The sequence below is a fragment of the Rhodococcus sp. P1Y genome, from assembly GCF_003641205.1.
GTDB lineage: Bacteria > Actinomycetota > Actinomycetes > Mycobacteriales > Mycobacteriaceae > Rhodococcoides.
The window spans coordinates 4,380,227-4,397,437 of sequence record NZ_CP032762.1 but is presented as its reverse complement, the minus strand read 5'-3'; the positions used below and the strand labels follow the sequence as shown (position 1 = coordinate 4,397,437).

The following is a 17,211-nucleotide window of genomic DNA, read 5'->3' as shown; positions in this document are numbered from 1 at the left end:
GGGAAAGGTGATTCACGTGGCAGCAGGCGGCGGTGTGCAGTCGGTCGAGCGAGCATTCGAATTGCTCGACATCATGGCCGCATCGGGTGGGTCGATCGGGATCAGCGAGCTTGCGGAAGCGGCCGACCTGCCGATGCCGACTGTGCACCGACTCGTCGGGACGCTGGTGACGCTCGGTTACGTACGTAGGCTTGCGACGCGTCGCTACGCATTGGGAACCAAGCTCATCGGGCTCGGGGAGAGTGCCACGAAACTGATCGGCGGTTGGGCGAAACCTTATCTCTCCGAACTGGTTCGACAGACCCACGAGACGTCCAATATGGCCTTACTCGAGGACGACATGGCAGTTTACGTCGCGCAGGTGCCGTCCGAGCACGCCATGCGGATGTTCAACGAGGTTGGCCAGCGCGTGCTTCCTCACTCCACCGGCGTGGGCAAGGCCTTGCTCTCCCAGCTCGACGACGAGTCGGTGCGTGCGCTGGTGGGGCGAACCGGTTTGGCGCCCAGGACAATCAACACCCTTACCACCCTCGACACCCTTCTCGCCGATCTCGAGGTGATTCGAGCCCGCGGGTACGCCATCGACGACGGTGAACAGGAAGTCGGCGTTCGATGCTTCGCGGTGCCCGTCATCGGGGCTCCGACCTTGACGGCGATGTCGATCGCGGGACCCACCGCACGTGTCACCCTCGAATCGGCCGAGCAGTTCGTTCCGCTTCTGCGTTCTGCTGCGGAGCGGCTGGCAAAGGATCTGGAGCCGAAGTAGCCGACCATGATCACGATCTTGACACCGGTCCGTATCAGATGGAAAGTGACACGTAGCAGTTCCCAATAAACCGGGGGGAACGGAAACTGGAGGTGACGGGCAATGCCCACACTCTCGAACAAGGTCGTATTCATCACCGGCGCGGCGCGAGGAATCGGCGCGGAAACCGCACGCGCACTCGCGGCTCGGGGAAGCAAGTTGGTGCTGGTCGACGTCGACGAGGCGCCGCTGGCCGAGCTCGGTCTGGAGCTCGGTGACGCAGCGGTGACCGTCGTCGCCGATGTTCGTGACCTCGACGCCGTGCAGGCCGCCGTCGACGCGGGTATTGCCCGGTTCGGGGGTATCGACCTCGTGCTGGCCAACGCGGGCATTTCGAGCTACGGATCCGTGCTCCAGGTCGACCCGGCGACATTTGCTCGGGTGCTCGACATCAACATTCTCGGCGTGTTCCACACGGTCCGCGCCGCACTGCCTTCCCTGATCGAACGCAAGGGATACGTTCTCATCGTGTCCTCGCTGGCGGCCTTTGCCGCGTGTCCAGGGCTTGCCGCGTACAACGCCAGCAAGGCAGGCGTCGAACAGTTCGCGAATGCGCTCCGTTTGGAAGTCGCCTACCAGGGGGTCGGTGTCGGATCAGCGCACATGGCCTGGATCGACACCCCGCTGGTGCAGGATGCGAAGGCCGATCTCGGCGCATTCCGAGAGATGCTCGACGTCATGCCGGGACCGTTCGGGCAGACCATGACCGTCGACAAGTGTGTCGACGCCTTCGTCGACGGTCTCGAAGGCCGCAAACGCAAGGTGTACGTTCCGAAGTGGGTGGGGTTTGCAGGCCGATTCAGGTCGATTGTGAACTCGGCGGTCGGTGACCGGGCTCTGCTCAAGCACGTCCCGCGGTTGCTCCCGAAGATGGACGCAGAAGTAGCAGCGCTCGGCCGCTCGACGAGCAAGCGCAACACCTAAGTCCCGCCCGTACTCACGAAAGTGTTTCGATGACCACGACATCCCCCTCGGAATCGACTTCTTCGACCGAAGTCGATTCGGTCGACTTCCTGATCGTCGGCGCTGGACTTTCCGGCATCGGTGCTGCGCATCACCTGCAGGCCAAGCTACCGAACAAGAGCTACGCCATTCTCGAAGGCCGCGGCGCCATCGGTGGAACGTGGGATCTGTTCCGTTATCCGGGAATCCGATCCGACTCCGATATGTACACCCTCGGATACAACTTCAGGCCGTGGACCGGCGACAAGTCCATCGCCGACGGTGAATCCATCCGGGACTACATCGAGGACACTGCCCGCGAGGGCGGGATCGACCGCCACATCAGATTCCACCACAAGGTTGTCTCCGCGGAGTGGTCGACGGCGACGTCGAAGTGGACCGTCACGTCGGTGCGGTCGGACACGGGCGCCAGCGTCGTCATCGAGGCTTCGTTCTTGATGTGTTGCAGTGGCTACTACGACTACGACAGCGGATTCACGCCGGAGTTCGTAGGGATCGAGACCTACGGTGGAGAGGTCGTGCACCCGCAGAAGTGGCCCGAGAAGCTCGACTACGCGGGCAAGAGGGTCGTGGTCATCGGTAGCGGTGCCACCGCAATCACATTGGCGCCCAATCTTGCTCGTGATGCCTCGCACGTCACTTTGCTGCAGCGATCGCCCAGCTACATCATGTCCCTGCCGTCGAAGGACAACATCGCCCTCGCGCTCCGGAAGTACCTGCCGGCGCGAGCTGCGTACGGAGTCACGCGATTCAAGAATGCTGTCACCGCGATCGGCATGTACGTGATCAGTCAGAAGTACCCGAACTTCATGAAAAAGCAGATCCGAAAGTTGCAGGAGGGGTGGCTTCCCGACGGATACGACCTCGACACCCACTTCACGCCGAAGTACAACCCGTGGGATCAGCGTCTGTGCCTCGTCCCGGACAACGACCTTTTTCGTTCCATCCGTAAGGACGAGGTCGAGATCGTGACCGACCACATCGAGCGCTTCACCGAGACCGGTATCGCGCTGACGTCGGGTCGGCACCTCGACGCGGACGTAGTCGTCACGGCTACGGGGCTCAATCTCGTCGCGTTCGGCAACGTCGAGATGAGCGTCGACGGCAAGAAGGTCGATCTCACCGAGACCATGGCGTACAAGGGCATGATGCTGACCGACGTCCCGAACTTTGCGTTCGTCGTCGGATACACCAATGCATCGTGGACTTTGAAAGCCGATCTCGTGTCCGACTACATCGCCCGGCTGCTCCAGAAGATGGACAGCGACGGTTTCCGCGAGGTCCGGTTGAAGCGCGACCCGTCGGTGGGGGAGGAGCCGTTCCTCGACTTCGCGGCCGGCTACGTCCTGCGGGCGGTCGACTCGTTCCCCAAGCAAGGTTCGATTGCGCCGTGGCGACTGCGGATGAATTACTTCCGCGACCTGCCCGCGCTGCGCTACGGGAAGCTCATCGACGAGAACATGACCTTGAAGTGAGGCGTCACTGACGTCACCCGTGAGGCGTCGTGAAGTAACACAGACCCCGGACCGTCCGATTTGGTATTCGAATCGTTATTCGGTGAGCGGCATTTCGGTTGGATGCACTGGCTGCGGCCTGGCAGTATTCGGTTCGAACTGATCGGTCGGTCTGGAAGTGGAGTGTTGATGAGGATCTCGCGCGGGATCGCGGCAGCGGCGGTAGCTGCGGTTGCGGCAACTGTCGTCCTGACCGGATGTACAGGCGCCACCGAAAGCAAGATCGATGCGGCGCCCATCGATTCGAACCCCATCGCCGAACTTTTGGGACCCAAGCTGTCGTCCACCGTCTCGGACGGCGCTGTCGGTTTCTCTCCGGCCGATCCGGTCACGGTCTCTGTCGCCGACGGAAAACTGGCCGAAGTCACCATGCTCAACCCCGAGGGGATGCAGGTAGCAGGCGCGATTTCACCCGACGGCCTGAGCTGGACGAACACCGAGCCGCTCGGGTACAACCGCCAGTACCGCGTGCAGGCCGACGCCTACGGCCTCGGCGGAGCGAGCAGCTCGGTCACCAGCTTCACGACGAGCCAGCCGGGGAACTTCACGAAGCCCTACGTGCTCCCGAACGAGGGTGCTGTCGTTGGAATCGGCCAGCCGGTCGCGGTGCAGTTCGACGAGACCATCACCGACAAGATCGCCGCCCAGAACGCCATTCAGGTCACCACGACCCCTTCCGTCGAAGGCGCGTTTTACTGGGTCAACGACCGTGAGGTTCGATGGCGCCCGCAGAACTACTGGGCGTCGGGAACTCGCGTCGATGTCGCCGTCGAGGTCTACGGACGCAATTTGGGCGACGGCATCTACGGCCAGGAAAACGCAAGAACCTCGTTCACCATCGGTGACGCCGTCGTGGCCACGGCCGACGACAACACCAAGCAGGTGACGTTCAACGTCAACGGCCAGGACGTCAAGACGATGCCGACGTCGATGGGCAAGGACAGTACGCCGACCGACAACGGCGTCTACATCATCGGCGATCGCTTCGAGCACCTCGTGATGGATTCGTCGACATACGGCGTCCCGGTGAACTCGTCGACGGGATATCGAACTCCCGTCGACTGGGCCACTCGGATGTCCTACAGCGGCATCTTCTTCCATTCGGCACCGTGGTCGGTCGGGCAGCAAGGCTATTCCAACGCGAGCCACGGATGCCTCAACCTGAGCCCATCGAACGCCAAGTGGGTCTACGACAACACCAAGCGCGGCGATATCGTCGTGGTCAAGAACACCGTCGGAGGCACACTGTCGGGCGTGGACGGCCTCGGAGACTGGAACATTCCGTGGGAGGAATGGAAGGCCGGCAACGCCACGAGCGTGTAGGTCCTAGTCGGAGCTCTGCTTCTCGTACCGTGCTGGATCGATGCCGAGAGTCTTCAGATAAGCGACAGGCTCGACGCTCGAACCGTTGTTTCTGACCTCGAAGTGTAGATGCGGCCCGGTTGAATTGCCGGTGCTGCCGACCGATCCAATCTGGTCACCCGCCGCAACGGTGTCGCCGACGTCGACGTTCACGCTCGACTGATGGCCGTAGTAGGTCACTGTATTGCCGCTCTTGATGCGAACCAGAGTGCCGTAGCCGTCACCGGCATCGCCTGCCTGCTCGACCGTGCCGCCCGTAACCGCATAAATCGGGGTTCCCGACGGTGCCGCCAAATCGACGCCCTGGTGGAACTGTCCACCGTTGCCGGTGGGGTTGTTCCGACCGCCGTAGCCGGACGTGATCTCGTAGCTGCGTGCGGGCAGCGGCAGGATCGAACCGCCGAGTCCGACGGATGGGGGAGCGATCTCGGTCTCGGGTTCGGCGGTGCTGCTGTCGTCGTTCGGGGCCGGACCGAAGTCGGAGTCGAGAATTACCGCTGCGACCTCGTTGATGAGCACGCCCGTCGCGTCCAGGACTGCGGCGAGGATCGCTGCTCGCTGTTGTGCGTCCGGCTGCGGTATGGGGATGTTGGGCAGCTCGATGGTCGGCTGCGCCGCGGCAACGGTCGGGTTGATCAGACCCGTGGTACCGAGGCACAGCGCCGCCGACAACACCGAACCTGCAATCACTCTGTGAACTCTTCGACCCACGTCTAGTGCCTCCTGCTTCTGACCCGACTGGTGTCCCAAGTGGGCTTCGAACTGCTGGTGGCGCATTTCGGGGCGCGTTGAATCAACGCTGAACGTTCACAGCTTTAACGTTGGTACTTTTCTTCCCCAAAAGTGCCATTTGTAACCGTACGTCACATGAACCCCATAGGAAACTCGAAAGTTGAATTACAACAACGTAATTCGTTGTGCGCCTGCGCCGCCCGTGCGTGCGTAGTTACGTCGGGCGGTAATTTTCCGCTCACCGACAGGTAGCGGGTCGTGCGCGCGTAATGACGGCGGGCTGTTACTACGCACGCACGGGCGGCGAAGCCGCGAACGCAAAAAAGCCGGCCTCCTCGCGGAGACCGGCTCTTCTGCTTCTATGGGGTGAGCGACGGGACTCGAACCCGCGACATCCAGGATCACAACCTGGTGCTCTACCAGCTGAACTACGCCCACCATAACTACGTCCACTCGGCCAATTTCTGGCTTGCGTTTCAGCAGCGTCGACAATACTAGCGGTTCGATTCTCAGGTTGCGAATCGCCCTCAGGTTGGCGTGTCGAGACCGTCCACGACGGCCGCGATCTCGCTGGTGGAGGGGCCTGGAGGGGCGACGAACACCGTCTGGCGGTAGTACTTCAGCTCCTTGATCGACTCCTTGATGTCGGCCAAGGCGCGGTGCGCGAGCCCCTTCTGCGGCTGGCCGAAGTAGATCCGGGGGTACCAGCGACGGGAGAGCTCCTTGATGGAGCTGACGTCGATCATGCGGTAGTGCAGGTAGGTGTCGAGATCGAGCATGTCTCGGGAGATGAAGCCGCGGTCGGTGGCGATCGAGTTGCCGGCGAGGGGAACAGTGCCCGCAACGGGTACGTGCTCGCGAATGTACGCAAGCACCTGTTGCTGAGCATCCTCGAGCGACACAGTGGACGCGCGCACTTCCTCGGTCAGGCCCGATTTGGCGTGCATCTTCTTCACCACGTCGGGCATACCGGCCAGGGCATCGTCGTCGGCGTGAATGACGATGTCGACACCCTCACCGAGAATGTTGAGCTCACTGTCGGTCACCAGCGCCGCAATTTCGATCAGCTTGTCCTTCGACAAGTCCAACCCGGTCATTTCGCAATCGATCCACACAAGTTTGTCCTGCACACGACACACACTAGTGCGACCATGCTCAACGTTATGGTTTGCGGTGGTGATCGAAGTAGTAGCGACGTGACAAAAGGAGTATGGAAGCAATGACGGTCGACCCGGCGTCCGAGAATCCCACCGCTGAAGCCCTGTCTCCAGCGGAGAGAGCGAAGGTGGCGAAAGCAGCTGCCGTAGAGGCCGCCCGCGTGGCCGAAGAGGCGTTGGCCGCCGCTGAGGCGGCCGAGAGGGAGGCTCTGGCCGCGGAAGCCGCTACCGACGTCGCACCGGCAGACACGGCAGCTCCGAACATCGCCGGCGAGATCGCTGCCGGGTACAACTCGAGCGGTGCGGCTCTCGAACTGGGCACCGTCGTCCTCGACGGCGTCACCGACCCTTCCGCACGAATACGAATCCCACTTGCGACGCTGAACCGCCACGGACTTGTCGCCGGAGCGACCGGTACCGGTAAGACGAAGACTCTGCAGGGAATAGCGGAGCAGCTGTCCTCAGCCGGCGTCCCGGTGGTCATGGCCGACGTGAAGGGCGACCTGTCCGGACTGTCGGCGCCGGGAGCCGACAACGATAAGATCCGCGCACGCGCAGTCGACACAGGGGATGTCGACTGGACGCCGTCCGGTCACCCCGTGGAATTTCTGTCGCTCGGGACCGAGGGTATCGGCATCCCTGTTCGCGCCACGATCACTGCATTCGGCCCGATTCTGCTGAGTAAAGTGCTGGGACTCAACAACACTCAGGAATCAACCCTGGGTCTGATCTTTCACTGGGCGGACAGGCAAGGCCTCGCGCTGCTCGACCTGAAAGACCTCCGCTCTGTCATCACGCATCTGACCTCCGATGAGGGCAAGGCGGATCTGAAAGGCATCGGAGGTGTCTCGTCGGCGACGGCAGGCGTTATCCTGCGCGCCTTGGTCAACCTCGAAGCCGACGGCGGCGACACATTCTTCGGCGAACCGGAACTCGAAACCGAGGACCTACTGCGCGTCGGTGCCGACGGCAAGGGCGTCATCACGTTGTTCGAACTCGGCGCGCACGCGGCGCGACCGGTCATGTTTTCGACGTTTCTGATGTGGGTCCTGGCCGACATGTTCCAGACGCTCCCCGAGGTCGGTGACGTAGACAAGCCCAAACTCGTTTTCATCTTCGACGAGGCGCACTTGTTGTTCGCGGATGCGTCGAAGGCATTTCTCCAGCAGGTCGAGCAGACTGTGAAACTGATTCGCTCCAAGGGCGTCGGCGTCATCTTCTGCACGCAGTTGCCGACGGACGTACCGAACGAAGTTCTCTCACAGTTGGGGGCACGTATTCAGCACGCATTGCGCGCTTTCACCCCGGACGATCAGAAGGCGCTGAACAAGACGGTTCGAACGTATCCGAAAACCAAGGCCTACGACTTGGAGAAGGCGCTCACCTCGCTCGGTACCGGCGAAGCGATCGTCACGGTTCTGTCCGAGAAGGGAGCGCCGACGCCGGTGGCCTGGACCAAGATTCGTCCGCCGCGGTCGCTGATGGACACGATCGGCAACGACGCGATCACCGCTGCGGCGTCGGCCAGTCCGTTGAGCGCCAAATACCGGGAGACGATCGATCGCGAGTCCGCGTACGAGAGGTTGGAGGCACGTGTCGCCGACGTTCCCGCACCGAGGGACGAGACGTTCGACCTTCCGCCGCTCCCGACCGATCTGCCCGATCTGCCACCGCCACCAGCGGAAGGCCCCTCCGCAGCCGAGCGGATCATGGACAACCCGGCCGTCAAGAGTTTCCTGAGATCGGCGGCTTCTGCTGCGGGACGGGAGATCTCACGAAGCATCTTCGGGACGGGGCGTCGACGCAGGCGTTGAGCCTACCCGCCCAGCTTCTTGTAGAAGCTCCCGACGATGGGTGCGGAGATTGCCCTCGGGCTGTACTGGCCTGCGATCGACATGCCCTTGCTAAGCAAGCCGGGTACGACACGCATCTTGTTCTTGGCCAACGAATCGAGCGACAGTTTCGCTGTGTAGGCACTGTCGATCCACAGGAAATCCGGCACGAGCTTGTCGACGATCGACGCCTCTGCCGGGTCGGGTGTCTCGGTACGCACCGGGCCCGGCGCCAGGAGGGTGACGTGCACTCCACTGTCCTTGAGTTCGAGCCGGAGCGACTCGGAGAACGTGTTGACGAACGCTTTCGTCGCGGCGTAGGTCGCGTTGTTCGGGATCGCCATGTTTCCTGCGGCCGATCCGGTGATGAGGATTCCGCCGCTGCCGCGAGAGAGCATCCCCGGAATGACCGCCAGCGTCAGGTCGTGAACAGCCACAGCGTTGAGTTCGACCTGATCGCGCTCGTAGGCGGGATCGAGACCCGACACTGGCCCGAACGTCGCGATGCCCGCGTTGTTGCACAGCACGCTGATATCACGATCGGCGAGCTCGTCGGCGAACGTTGTGCGTGCATCGCGGTCGGACAGATCGAGTACCCGAACTTCGACGGTCACCCCGTGCTCGTCGCGCAGCTTCGTCGCGAGCGCTTCGAGCAGCTCGCCGCGACGAGCGACGATGATCAACGAATGACCTCGGGCGGCGAGTTCGGTGGCTAACGCCTCTCCGATTCCGGATGAGGCTCCGGTAACGACGGCACGGGCTTCGGGCGTAGGGCGTGGCAGGCTCACGATGAGCCAGGGTAGTGGATGGGGCTACAGACGTGCGGCGAGGAGAGTTCCTTGCTCGATCGCGCGTTTGGCGTCCAACTCCGCCGCCAGATCGGCGCCGCCGATGACGTGCGTCGCTGTCCCTGATCCCTGCAGTTCGTCGACCAGTTCCCGGACCGATTCCTGACCGGCGCACACGACGATCGTGTCGACCTCCAGTGTCCTGGGGCGTTCGTGCTTCGCACCGAAGGTGATGTGAAGTCCGTCGTCGTCGATGCGTTCGTAGTTCACGCCGGATAGTTCGTGCACGCCCTTTGCCTTCAGCGCAGCTCGGTGGACCCAGCCGGTCGTTTTGGCCAAGCCGGCGCCGATTCTGCCCTCTTTCCGCTGAAGCAAATAGACCTCACGCGGCGATCGCGCTGGAACTGGCGTCGTCAGTGCGCCGGGAGCGGCTTCCGGTTCGGTCACCCCCCATTCCTGCTTCCACTCCTTCAGATCGAGGGTGGGAGATGCATCGGTGGTGAGGAATTCGGAAATATCGATGCCGATCCCACCTGCTCCGATTACGGCAACTCTCTTCCCGACCGGCTTGCCGTGCTCCACTACCTCCGCGTACGACAGCACGGACGGATGGTCGATCCCAGGAATCGACGGCATTCGCGGGACGACCCCGGTGGCGATGACCACCTCGTCGAAACCGCCCGCGAGTAGTTCGTCCGCGCTCACCCGGCGACCGAGATGCACCGTCACGTCTGCCTGTCGCAATGCGGTGGTGAAGTAGCGAATGGTTTCTGCAAACTCCTCTTTCCCCGGAATGCGCTGTGCGATACCGAACTGGCCGCCGAGAGTGGGCCGAGCTTCGAACAGGCTGACCGCGTGACCGCGTCGCGCAGATTCGAGCGCCGCGGACAGACCTGCAGGTCCGCCCCCGACCACGGCAATTTTCTTGGTCACCCGCGTCGGCATCAGCTGTAGTTCGATCTCCCTCCCCGCACGTGGGTTGACCAGACACGAGACGGTCTTGTGCACGAATGCATGGTCGAGGCACGCCTGGTTGCACGCGATGCAGGTGTTGATGCTCTCCGCCGAGTCTGCTTCGGCTTTACGGACCCAGAACGGATCCGCCAGCATGGGTCTGGCCATGGAGATGAGCTGAGCATCCCCGCGCACAAGAATGTCTTCCGCAGTGTCGGGCATGTTGATTCTGTTGGACGCGGCAACGGGAATGTTCACGTGCTTGTCGAGTTTGCCGGTGATGTCGGCGAACGCCGCACGCGGAACCGAGGTCACGATCGTGGGGACGCGTGACTCGTGCCAACCGATGTCCGTGTTGATGATGTCGACACCGACGCGTTCCAAATCCTGTGCGAGAGCAACGATGTCGTCCCAGCTCTGACCGCCCTCGACCAAGTCCGCCATCGACAGGCGGAACACGATCAAGAAGTCCTTGCCGACGGCCTCACGAATGCGACGGGCGATGTCCACTGCAATGCGACGCCTGTTCTCGGCGCTCCCACCCCACTCGTCGCGCCTGTGATTGGTGCGTATCGAAAGGAATTGGTTGATGAAATAGCCTTCGCCGCCCATGATCTCGACGCCGTCGTATCCGGCCGACTGTGCGAGCCGTGCGCAGCGGACGTAGTTGCGAATCTGCCACCTGACTCCGCGCGAGGTGAGCCTGCGGGGTCGAAAAGGATTGATGGGGGCCTTGATCGACGACGCAGAGACGCTGAACGGCTGATACGAGTACCGGCCGGCGTGCAGAATTTGCAGCGCGATCTTTCCGCCTTCGCGGTGCACGGCCTCGGTAATCCTGCGATGTCGTCGCGCTTCGATGCGATTGGTCAGCTTCGCTCCGAACGGCAGCAACCATCCCGTTCTGTTCGGCGCGTACCCGCCGGTCACGATCAATGCAACGCCGCCCCTGGCGCGCTCGGCGAAATAGGCTGCAAGTCTTCCGGTGTCGCGAGCGCGGTCTTCGAGGCCGGTGTGAATCGACCCCATTATGACGCGGTTCTTCAACGTTGTCGTCCCGACATCGAGCGGTGACAGCAATGTGGGATATCTGTCTTGAGTGTTCACAGTTTCTCCAGTATCTCGTCGCACCAGTCGGCAAAACCTTCTTCGACACGAATTCCGCCGCGCAGCACCAAGTACTGATGCAGCGCGGTTCCAGCAAGGTCGGACGGGGAGGGGAAGTCACGCTTCTCGATCAGGCGATACAGCTCCAGCCGTTCGACGTGAACCGAGCGGTGGCGTCGTACCTCGGCTTTCAGAGCGTCGATATCGCCGTGTGCCGCGCCGCGCAGCTTGACCGCGAGTTCCTCGCGCAGGACGCTCGGGTCGGTGGGTTCGGCGATCCACCGGTCCAGTTCGGCTCGTCCGGCGCGGCTGACCGAGTACACCTTCTTGTCCGGTCGGCCGTCCTGAACCACAGCCGCGCCGGTGATCCACCCAGCGCTGTCCATACGCGTCAACACCCGGTAGATCTGCTGGTGCGTCGCGCTCCAGAAAAAACCGATCGACTTGTCGAATCGTCGCGCGAGTTCGTAGCCCGACCCAGAGAGTTCGGTCAGTGAGACGAGTATCGCGTGTTCGAGAGCCACGCAGGCCAGTATGTATGCAACGAGGTGACTATGCAACTGGGTGCACCTCACGTCTTCCTCCATTCCGCCGGCTCCACTCCGGTCATCTTGGTCATTCCGCAGGCTCCACTCCGGTCTAGGCTTTCGGTCATGAGCACAGGGGCCGAGAATGCCGCCGTCGGCGTTGCGACTACGCGGAAGCAGGTATTCGCCTGGGGGATCTGGGATTGGGGATCGGCCGCGTTCAACGCGGTCATCCTCACCTTCGTATTCTCGGTCTACCTCACCGATGCCGTCGGTGAGGATCTTCCCGGCTCGATCTCTGCGACGTCGTGGTTCAGTTGGTCCGTCGGACTCGCCGGAGTGGTCATCGCGCTGCTGGCGCCGATTTCCGGGCAACGCTTCGATGCGCGCGGAAAACGAAAGCGCTCGCTGGCGTTGCTGACCGGCTTGACCGTCGTGTCGATGGCGGCCCTCTTCTTCGTCAAGGACGACTATCACTATCTGTGGCTGGGTCTCGTGCTTCTCGCAGCCGGATCCATCCTGTTCGAGCTGGCCAGCATTCCCTACAATGCGATGCTCCGGCAGGTCTCGACGCCGGAGAACATCGGTCGAGTCTCCGGATTCGGTTGGTCCATGGGTTATTTCGGCGGAATCGTGCTGCTGCTGGTGTGCTATTTCGGCTTCATCACCGGTGAGGGCGACACGCGCGGCCTGTTCGGGATCACCACCGACGGTGGTCTCAACATCCGGATCGTCGCATTGCTTGCCGCGGTGTGGTTCGCGGTGTCTGCGATCCCTGTTCTGTTGCGTGTTCCCGAACTACCCTCGTCGACAGCGGATCCCGACGCTGCCGACGCGGGATTGATCGAGTCCTACAAGGTGTTGTTTCGCGACCTCCGCGAACTGTGGGCGGTCGATCGACGAAGCGTCTACTTCCTTGTCGCCAGCGCGCTGTTTCGCGACGGATTGGCGGGGGTGTTCACCTTCGGCGCCGTGCTCGCGGTGAGCGTCTACGGTATCGGAACGGCTGATGTATTGCTGTTCGGCGTTGCTGCCAACGTCATGGCCGGGCTCGGCGCGATCACGGCAGGACGCATAGACGACAGAGTCGGGCCGAAGAAGGTCATCGTGTTCTCGCTCGTATCGATGATCGTCGCGGGAGTCGTGCTGCTCTTCGTATCGGGACCACTGCTGTTCTGGGTGTTCGGATTGATGCTGTGCTTGTTCGTCGGTCCGGCTCAATCGTCCTCGCGCACATATCTGGCGCGGCTCGCCCCGCCGGGACGCGAGGGCCAGTTCTTCGGTCTCTACGCGACGACGGGTCGAGCCGTGTCGTTTCTCGCGCCGACACTGTTCGGGCTGTTCGTGTTTCTGTTCGACGCCGATCGTGCTGGAATCGGCGGGTTGCTCGTCGTACTCGCCGTCGGGCTCGCGGCACTGCTGGCCGTGAAGTCTCCGGACAAGGTCTAAGGCGACACTCGCGAAAGGATTTCGGCAGCGAGGCGTTCGGGTGCTTCCTCGGGGATCCAGTGCGACACTCCGTCGAGTTCGACGAAAGAGTAGTCGGCGTCGACGAACTCACCGCAGCGCTCTGCGCCTGCTCGGCCGATGGCGGTGTCCCCGTTGCTCCACACGTACGTCGTGGGGATGCGCACCTCAGGAAGCTCACCGAACTCGTTCGTCATGGCTCGATACCAGTTGAGGGCTGCCGTCAACGCACCGGGCGCACTCAGGTGTTCGACGTACCTCTCGTCGGGGCTGTGCTCGGAGAACATGGCGCGCAGCCGAGCGGCGTTGTCCTCCAGCAGGACTCGCTCGGCCTTGTCCTCTTGTCGCAGGAGCGACATGTAGGTCGAGCGTTCGCGTTGGTCGGGGTCCTCGCGGAGAGCCCAGCCGAAGGCCGCGGTGTGTGGTACCGACACGGCGGTCAGCGAACGAACGTACTCGGGGTGCAGTCCCGCCAGCTGCCACGAGACGGCTGCTCCCCAGTCGTGCCCGACTATGTGGGCCGACTCCAGTCCGAATGCTCGGATGATCGACTGCACGTCACCGACCAACTTGGAGGACTCGTAGGCGTCGACACCGGTGGGCCGCGCACCAGGGGAGTAGCCGCGCTGATTGGGTGCGATGGTGCGCAGGCCCGCGGCAGTGAGCTGGGGAACGACTCGATCCCAGCAGTCGGATGTCTGGGGAAAACCGTGCAGGAGGACGACGGGAATGCCCTCGGCAGGTCCCTCGACGGCAACGTCGAAATCCAGATCATCGACGGACACCGTGGTCGTTGTCATGTGCAGTCCCTCTCAGCCGTGGTTCGGCTTCCACCCTCCCATGCCGAGCACGATCAGTCGTACCTGCTGTTCGGTGCGACGCAGCAACTCCCGTTCGTTCTCGCTGCCAGGCCTGTCGATCTCGAGCAGTCCGACGGTGGCAGTCAGCATCGTCGAGACGATCAGGTCGGCCGCCATTTCCAGGTCGGTGATGTCCCACCGTTCCAACCCTGGCATTCGGGAGAGATCGATGGTCAGTTCGCTGACGAACATGCGTAGCTCCGTGGCGAACGCTCTGCGAACTTCGGTGACTCCGCCGTAGCGCTCGCGCGCAAGGAATCGGAACTGGTCTTCGTGGGAGCGGACCTGACGGACGAGAATGCGTAGCGACTCGGTGGCGTTCTTGATGCTCGGGTCCTTGCGTGCATCACGAAGCATCTGCCTGAGCATCCGCATCGAATCCTCGACCAGTGCGACCCCCAGGTCCTCCATGGACGCGAAGTGACGATAGAACGCGGTGGGCACGATGCCCGCCGAACGCGTGACTTCCCGCAGGCTGACGCTGGCGAAGGAGCGGTCGCGCAGCAAATCCAGGGTGCCGTCGATGAGGGCTTGCCTCGTGCGCTCCTTGCGCTCGGCACGTGTGCCCGGTTCTGTCACGGGGTCGAGTTTATTGCTCTCCACTGCGAGATCACCTCCGGTCCTTCCGTGGCTACACCGTCGTTGTGATGACGGTCACTATCCGTGATCCTGTGTCGGTGCCATCACTTTTGCGTTGACAGGTCCCGGTGTGGATCTGCCACACTTGGATTCTAGTGCACAGACGTACACTCAATTGTTCGTCCGTTTCGACCGAGTGCGGGAGGCGACATGGCAATACAGCAGAAATCGCGTCGATCAGGATTTCGAGGCAAGTTCTCCTTGTTGTCCCTGTTCGAGGCCATGGCAACCCCGCATGCCCTCGACCGGTATCTGGAGTTGGTCGACCCGATGACCACCGTCAGGGATCTGCGCGGCGAGGTGACCGATGTACACCGGTCCACTTCGGACACCGTGACGTTGACGCTTCGCCCGACGCACCAGTGGGCGGGCTTCGAGGCCGGTCAGTTCGTTCAGGTCGGAGTCGTCATCGACGGAGTCCGCCACACGCGGTGCTACTCGCCTGCGTGCTCGCAGTACAGGTCCGACGGACGAATCGAACTGACCATCAAGGCGCACCCCGAGGGACTGGTCTCGCAGTACCTTCACCGCAACGCGCAACCAGGACTCGTGGTCAGCCTCTCGCAGGCGGACGGTACTTTCCATCTCCCGACGCCAAGGCCGGATCGCATTCTCCTGGTCAGCGGTGGGAGTGGAATCACGCCGGTGATGTCGATGCTCAGGACGCTGCTGGACGAGGGGTACAGCGGCGACCTGACCTTCCTTCACTACGCGTACACGGAGAACGACGTGTCGTATCGTGCAGAACTCGATGCTATCGCCAGTGAGCATCCCACTGTGCGTATCGCTCTGGCCTACACCGACCAAGTCGACGGTGGCGACCTGCACGGGTTCTTCGGCACAGAGCATCTCGACGCCGTCGCACCGTGGCACACCGATGCCGAGACGTACCTCTGCGGCCCACCGGGGTTGATGCGCGGAGTGAAAGGCGTGTACGAGGAACTCGGTCTGAGCGATCGCCTGCATCTCGAGGAATTTGCGGCCCCGACAATCGCCGTCTCGGAGGATGTAGACGGCGATGTGACGTTCTCGGACAGCAACGTGGTTGCGGAGAACTCGGGGCGGACGCTGCTGGAACAAGCGGAGGACGCGGGTCTCTCGCCTGCCTACGGCTGCCGCATGGGTATCTGCTTCACCTGCACGTCGGTCAAGACGTCGGGATGCACCACCAACGTCCAAACCGGCGAAATGGACAGTGAGCCGCACAAGAAGATTCAACTTTGTGTCTCAGTGCCCGTCGGCGACGTCGCCATCGAAATCTGACCGAATCGACCACATCTTTTCGACAACCGAAACGGAGAGTGTTTCAAATGTTCGGAATACCCTTGCCCTCACTGTCGTTGCCTTTCTTCGGCTCTGCTGAGAAGCCGGAGGGTTTGGCGCCGACCGTCCTGTCCTACGAGCAGGTCCAGGAGCTCGGCCGTGAGCTCGACGAGCTCCGAGCTCGCACCGTGGCCAAACTGGGTGACGAGGATCGTGAGTACATCTACAACATCGTCAAGACGCAGCGCGGCTTGGAGATCGCCGGGCGCGCGATGATGTATCTGCCTTTCCTGCCTCCGGTCTGGCTCGCGGGCGTCGGTGCGCTCGGTGTGTCGAAGATCCTCGACAACATGGAGATCGGCCACAACGTCATGCACGGCCAGTACGACTGGATGCGTGAGCCCGGGTTCAATTCACAGGTGTTCGAATGGGACACCGTGTGCCCGGCCGACCAGTGGAAGCACTCGCACAACTACATGCATCACACCTTCACCAATATCGTGGGCAAGGACCGTGACATCGGGTACGGAATCCTGCGGATGGACGAGGGTCAGAAGTGGAATCCGTACTACCTCGGCAATCCTGTCTACGCATTCCTGCTGATGACGTTCTTCGAGTGGGGCGTCATGCTTCACGATCTGGAGTCGGAGAACATCATTCAGGGCAAGCGAAAGTGGCACGACGTGAAGCCGCTGTTGAAGGGCATGTGGCGCAAGGCTGGTCGTCAGGTCCTCAAGGACTACGTGATCTTCCCTGCGCTGTCCGGTCCGTTCTTCGTCACGACCGTGGTCGGCAACGTCGGGGCCAACCTCATCCGCAATCTGTGGACCTACTCGATCATTTTCTGTGGCCACTTCCCGACGGGCGTGCAGACGTTCACCGAGGAGGAGACTGCAGACGAGTCGCGGGGAGAATGGTATGTCCGACAGATGCTGGGCTCGGCGAACATCGAGGGATCGCCGTTGTTCCACATCATGTCCGGCAACCTGTCCCACCAGATCGAGCACCACCTGTTCCCCGATCTGCCGGCGCATCGCTACCCCGAACTGGCTCCCGAAGTGAAAGCGCTGTGCGAGAAGTACGGATTGCCGTACAACACCGGCGGGTTCTTCAAGCAGATCGGTTCCGTGTGGGGCAAGATCTTCAAGCTTGCTCTTCCGAATTCGCTGACCGGATCCGAGCCGACGGTCGGTGTTATCGTCGAGCGCAAGAAGGTTGCTGCGTAAGTGGCCGGCGCTGTC

The 17,211-nt window shown here is 62.2% G+C and carries 15 protein-coding genes and 1 tRNA gene; 8 read left to right on the top strand and 8 right to left on the bottom strand.

The genetic code is table 11. The features are described from left to right. Positions 1 to 16: 16 nt before the first annotated feature. From D8W71_RS20280 to D8W71_RS20265, 4 genes are all read left to right on the top strand, one after another. The gene (locus tag D8W71_RS20280; RefSeq protein ID WP_121119652.1) at positions 17 to 766 is read left to right on the top strand and encodes an IclR family transcriptional regulator; all 750 of its coding nucleotides are present in this window, start codon (positions 17 to 19) and stop codon (positions 764 to 766) included. Between the two features lie 102 nt (positions 767 to 868). Next, positions 869 to 1,729: an SDR family oxidoreductase gene (locus D8W71_RS20275; protein ID WP_121115995.1), complete on the top strand. Its 861-nt coding sequence runs from the start codon at positions 869 to 871 to the stop codon at positions 1,727 to 1,729. A gap of 29 nt (positions 1,730 to 1,758) precedes the next feature. Then, positions 1,759 to 3,243, top strand: coding sequence for a flavin-containing monooxygenase (locus tag D8W71_RS20270; protein ID WP_121115993.1), 1,485 nt, complete (start codon positions 1,759 to 1,761; stop codon positions 3,241 to 3,243). Between the two features lie 168 nt (positions 3,244 to 3,411). Further along, entirely contained in the window at positions 3,412 to 4,605 is a 1,194-nt protein-coding gene (locus D8W71_RS20265; RefSeq protein WP_121119650.1) for a L,D-transpeptidase, read from the top strand. Positions 4,606 to 4,608: 3 nt separating this feature from the next. Here D8W71_RS20265 and D8W71_RS20260 read toward each other — a convergent pair whose 3' ends face one another. The 3 genes from D8W71_RS20260 to orn form a co-directional block, all read right to left on the bottom strand. Continuing rightward, the gene (locus tag D8W71_RS20260) at positions 4,609 to 5,334 is read right to left on the bottom strand and encodes a M23 family metallopeptidase (protein WP_236077521.1); all 726 of its coding nucleotides are present in this window, start codon (positions 5,332 to 5,334) and stop codon (positions 4,609 to 4,611) included. Between the two features lie 404 nt (positions 5,335 to 5,738). Further along, positions 5,739 to 5,814, bottom strand: a tRNA-His gene (locus D8W71_RS20255). An 89-nt stretch (positions 5,815 to 5,903) separates the two neighbouring features. After that, positions 5,904 to 6,506 carry an oligoribonuclease gene (gene orn, locus D8W71_RS20250; RefSeq protein WP_121115991.1) on the bottom strand — a complete coding sequence of 201 codons (603 nt, stop codon included), beginning with the start codon at positions 6,504 to 6,506 and terminating at the stop codon, positions 5,904 to 5,906. Between the two features lie 89 nt (positions 6,507 to 6,595). On the opposite strand from orn, the gene D8W71_RS20245 reads away from it, so the two are divergent. After that, positions 6,596 to 8,347 carry a helicase HerA-like domain-containing protein gene (locus D8W71_RS20245; RefSeq protein ID WP_121119646.1) on the top strand — a complete coding sequence of 584 codons (1,752 nt, stop codon included), beginning with the start codon at positions 6,596 to 6,598 and terminating at the stop codon, positions 8,345 to 8,347. 2 nt (positions 8,348 to 8,349) lie between these two features. On the opposite strand, the gene cmrA is transcribed toward D8W71_RS20245, so the two are convergent. The 3 genes from cmrA to D8W71_RS20230 are packed head-to-tail and all read right to left on the bottom strand — an operon-like array spanning position 8,350 to position 11,738. Then, positions 8,350 to 9,153 carry a mycolate reductase gene (gene cmrA / locus D8W71_RS20240; protein WP_121115989.1) on the bottom strand — a complete coding sequence of 268 codons (804 nt, stop codon included), beginning with the start codon at positions 9,151 to 9,153 and terminating at the stop codon, positions 8,350 to 8,352. A 24-nt stretch (positions 9,154 to 9,177) separates the two neighbouring features. Beyond that, a complete protein-coding gene (locus D8W71_RS20235) occupies positions 9,178 to 11,214 on the bottom strand; it encodes an NADPH-dependent 2,4-dienoyl-CoA reductase (RefSeq protein ID WP_121115987.1) in 2,037 nt (678 codons plus the stop codon). After that, positions 11,211 to 11,738 (bottom strand): PadR family transcriptional regulator, encoded by a 528-nt coding sequence (locus tag D8W71_RS20230; RefSeq protein ID WP_121115985.1) that lies wholly within the window; start codon positions 11,736 to 11,738, stop codon positions 11,211 to 11,213. The genes D8W71_RS20235 and D8W71_RS20230 overlap by 4 nt, the downstream gene beginning before the upstream one ends. Before the next feature lie 129 nt (positions 11,739 to 11,867). Here D8W71_RS20230 and D8W71_RS20225 point away from each other — a divergent pair, with 129 nt between their 5' ends. Next, on the top strand, positions 11,868 to 13,190 hold the full coding sequence (locus D8W71_RS20225) for an MFS transporter (RefSeq protein ID WP_121119644.1): 1,323 nt from the start codon (positions 11,868 to 11,870) through the stop codon (positions 13,188 to 13,190). On the opposite strand, the gene D8W71_RS20220 is transcribed toward D8W71_RS20225, so the two are convergent. Both D8W71_RS20220 and D8W71_RS20215 read right to left on the bottom strand, forming a co-directional pair. After that, positions 13,187 to 14,008, bottom strand: a complete 822-nt coding sequence (locus tag D8W71_RS20220; RefSeq protein WP_121115983.1) for an alpha/beta fold hydrolase — start codon at positions 14,006 to 14,008, stop codon at positions 13,187 to 13,189. The two genes, D8W71_RS20225 and D8W71_RS20220, sit on opposite strands and share 4 nt — an antisense overlap. 12 nt (positions 14,009 to 14,020) lie before the next feature. Continuing rightward, on the bottom strand, positions 14,021 to 14,647 hold the full coding sequence (locus D8W71_RS20215; protein ID WP_121115981.1) for a TetR family transcriptional regulator: 627 nt from the start codon (positions 14,645 to 14,647) through the stop codon (positions 14,021 to 14,023). Between the two features lie 210 nt (positions 14,648 to 14,857). Here D8W71_RS20215 and D8W71_RS20210 point away from each other — a divergent pair, with 210 nt between their 5' ends. After that, positions 14,858 to 15,970: a ferredoxin reductase gene (locus tag D8W71_RS20210; RefSeq protein ID WP_121115979.1), complete on the top strand. Its 1,113-nt coding sequence runs from the start codon at positions 14,858 to 14,860 to the stop codon at positions 15,968 to 15,970. Positions 15,971 to 16,017: 47 nt separating this feature from the next. Then, complete coding sequence (locus tag D8W71_RS20205) at positions 16,018 to 17,196, top strand: fatty acid desaturase family protein (RefSeq protein ID WP_121115977.1); 1,179 nt, start codon at positions 16,018 to 16,020, stop codon at positions 17,194 to 17,196. Positions 17,197 to 17,211 lie beyond the last annotated feature (15 nt).

Excerpts from the sequence above, each read along its gene's own strand:
- D8W71_RS20275 (WP_121115995.1), top strand. The coding sequence starts at position 869 with ATGCCCACACTCTCGAACAAGGTCGTATTCATCACCGGCGCGGCGCGA.
- D8W71_RS20270 (WP_121115993.1), top strand. The coding sequence starts at position 1,759 with ATGACCACGACATCCCCCTCGGAATCGACTTCTTCGACCGAAGTCGAT.
- D8W71_RS20265 (WP_121119650.1), top strand. The coding sequence starts at position 3,412 with ATGAGGATCTCGCGCGGGATCGCGGCAGCGGCGGTAGCTGCGGTTGCG.
- D8W71_RS20245 (WP_121119646.1), top strand. The coding sequence starts at position 6,596 with ATGACGGTCGACCCGGCGTCCGAGAATCCCACCGCTGAAGCCCTGTCT.
- D8W71_RS20225 (WP_121119644.1), top strand. The coding sequence starts at position 11,868 with ATGAGCACAGGGGCCGAGAATGCCGCCGTCGGCGTTGCGACTACGCGG.
- D8W71_RS20220 (WP_121115983.1), bottom strand. The coding sequence starts at position 14,008 with ATGACAACGACCACGGTGTCCGTCGATGATCTGGATTTCGACGTTGCC.
- D8W71_RS20210 (WP_121115979.1), top strand. The coding sequence starts at position 14,858 with ATGGCAATACAGCAGAAATCGCGTCGATCAGGATTTCGAGGCAAGTTC.
- D8W71_RS20205 (WP_121115977.1), top strand. The coding sequence starts at position 16,018 with ATGTTCGGAATACCCTTGCCCTCACTGTCGTTGCCTTTCTTCGGCTCT.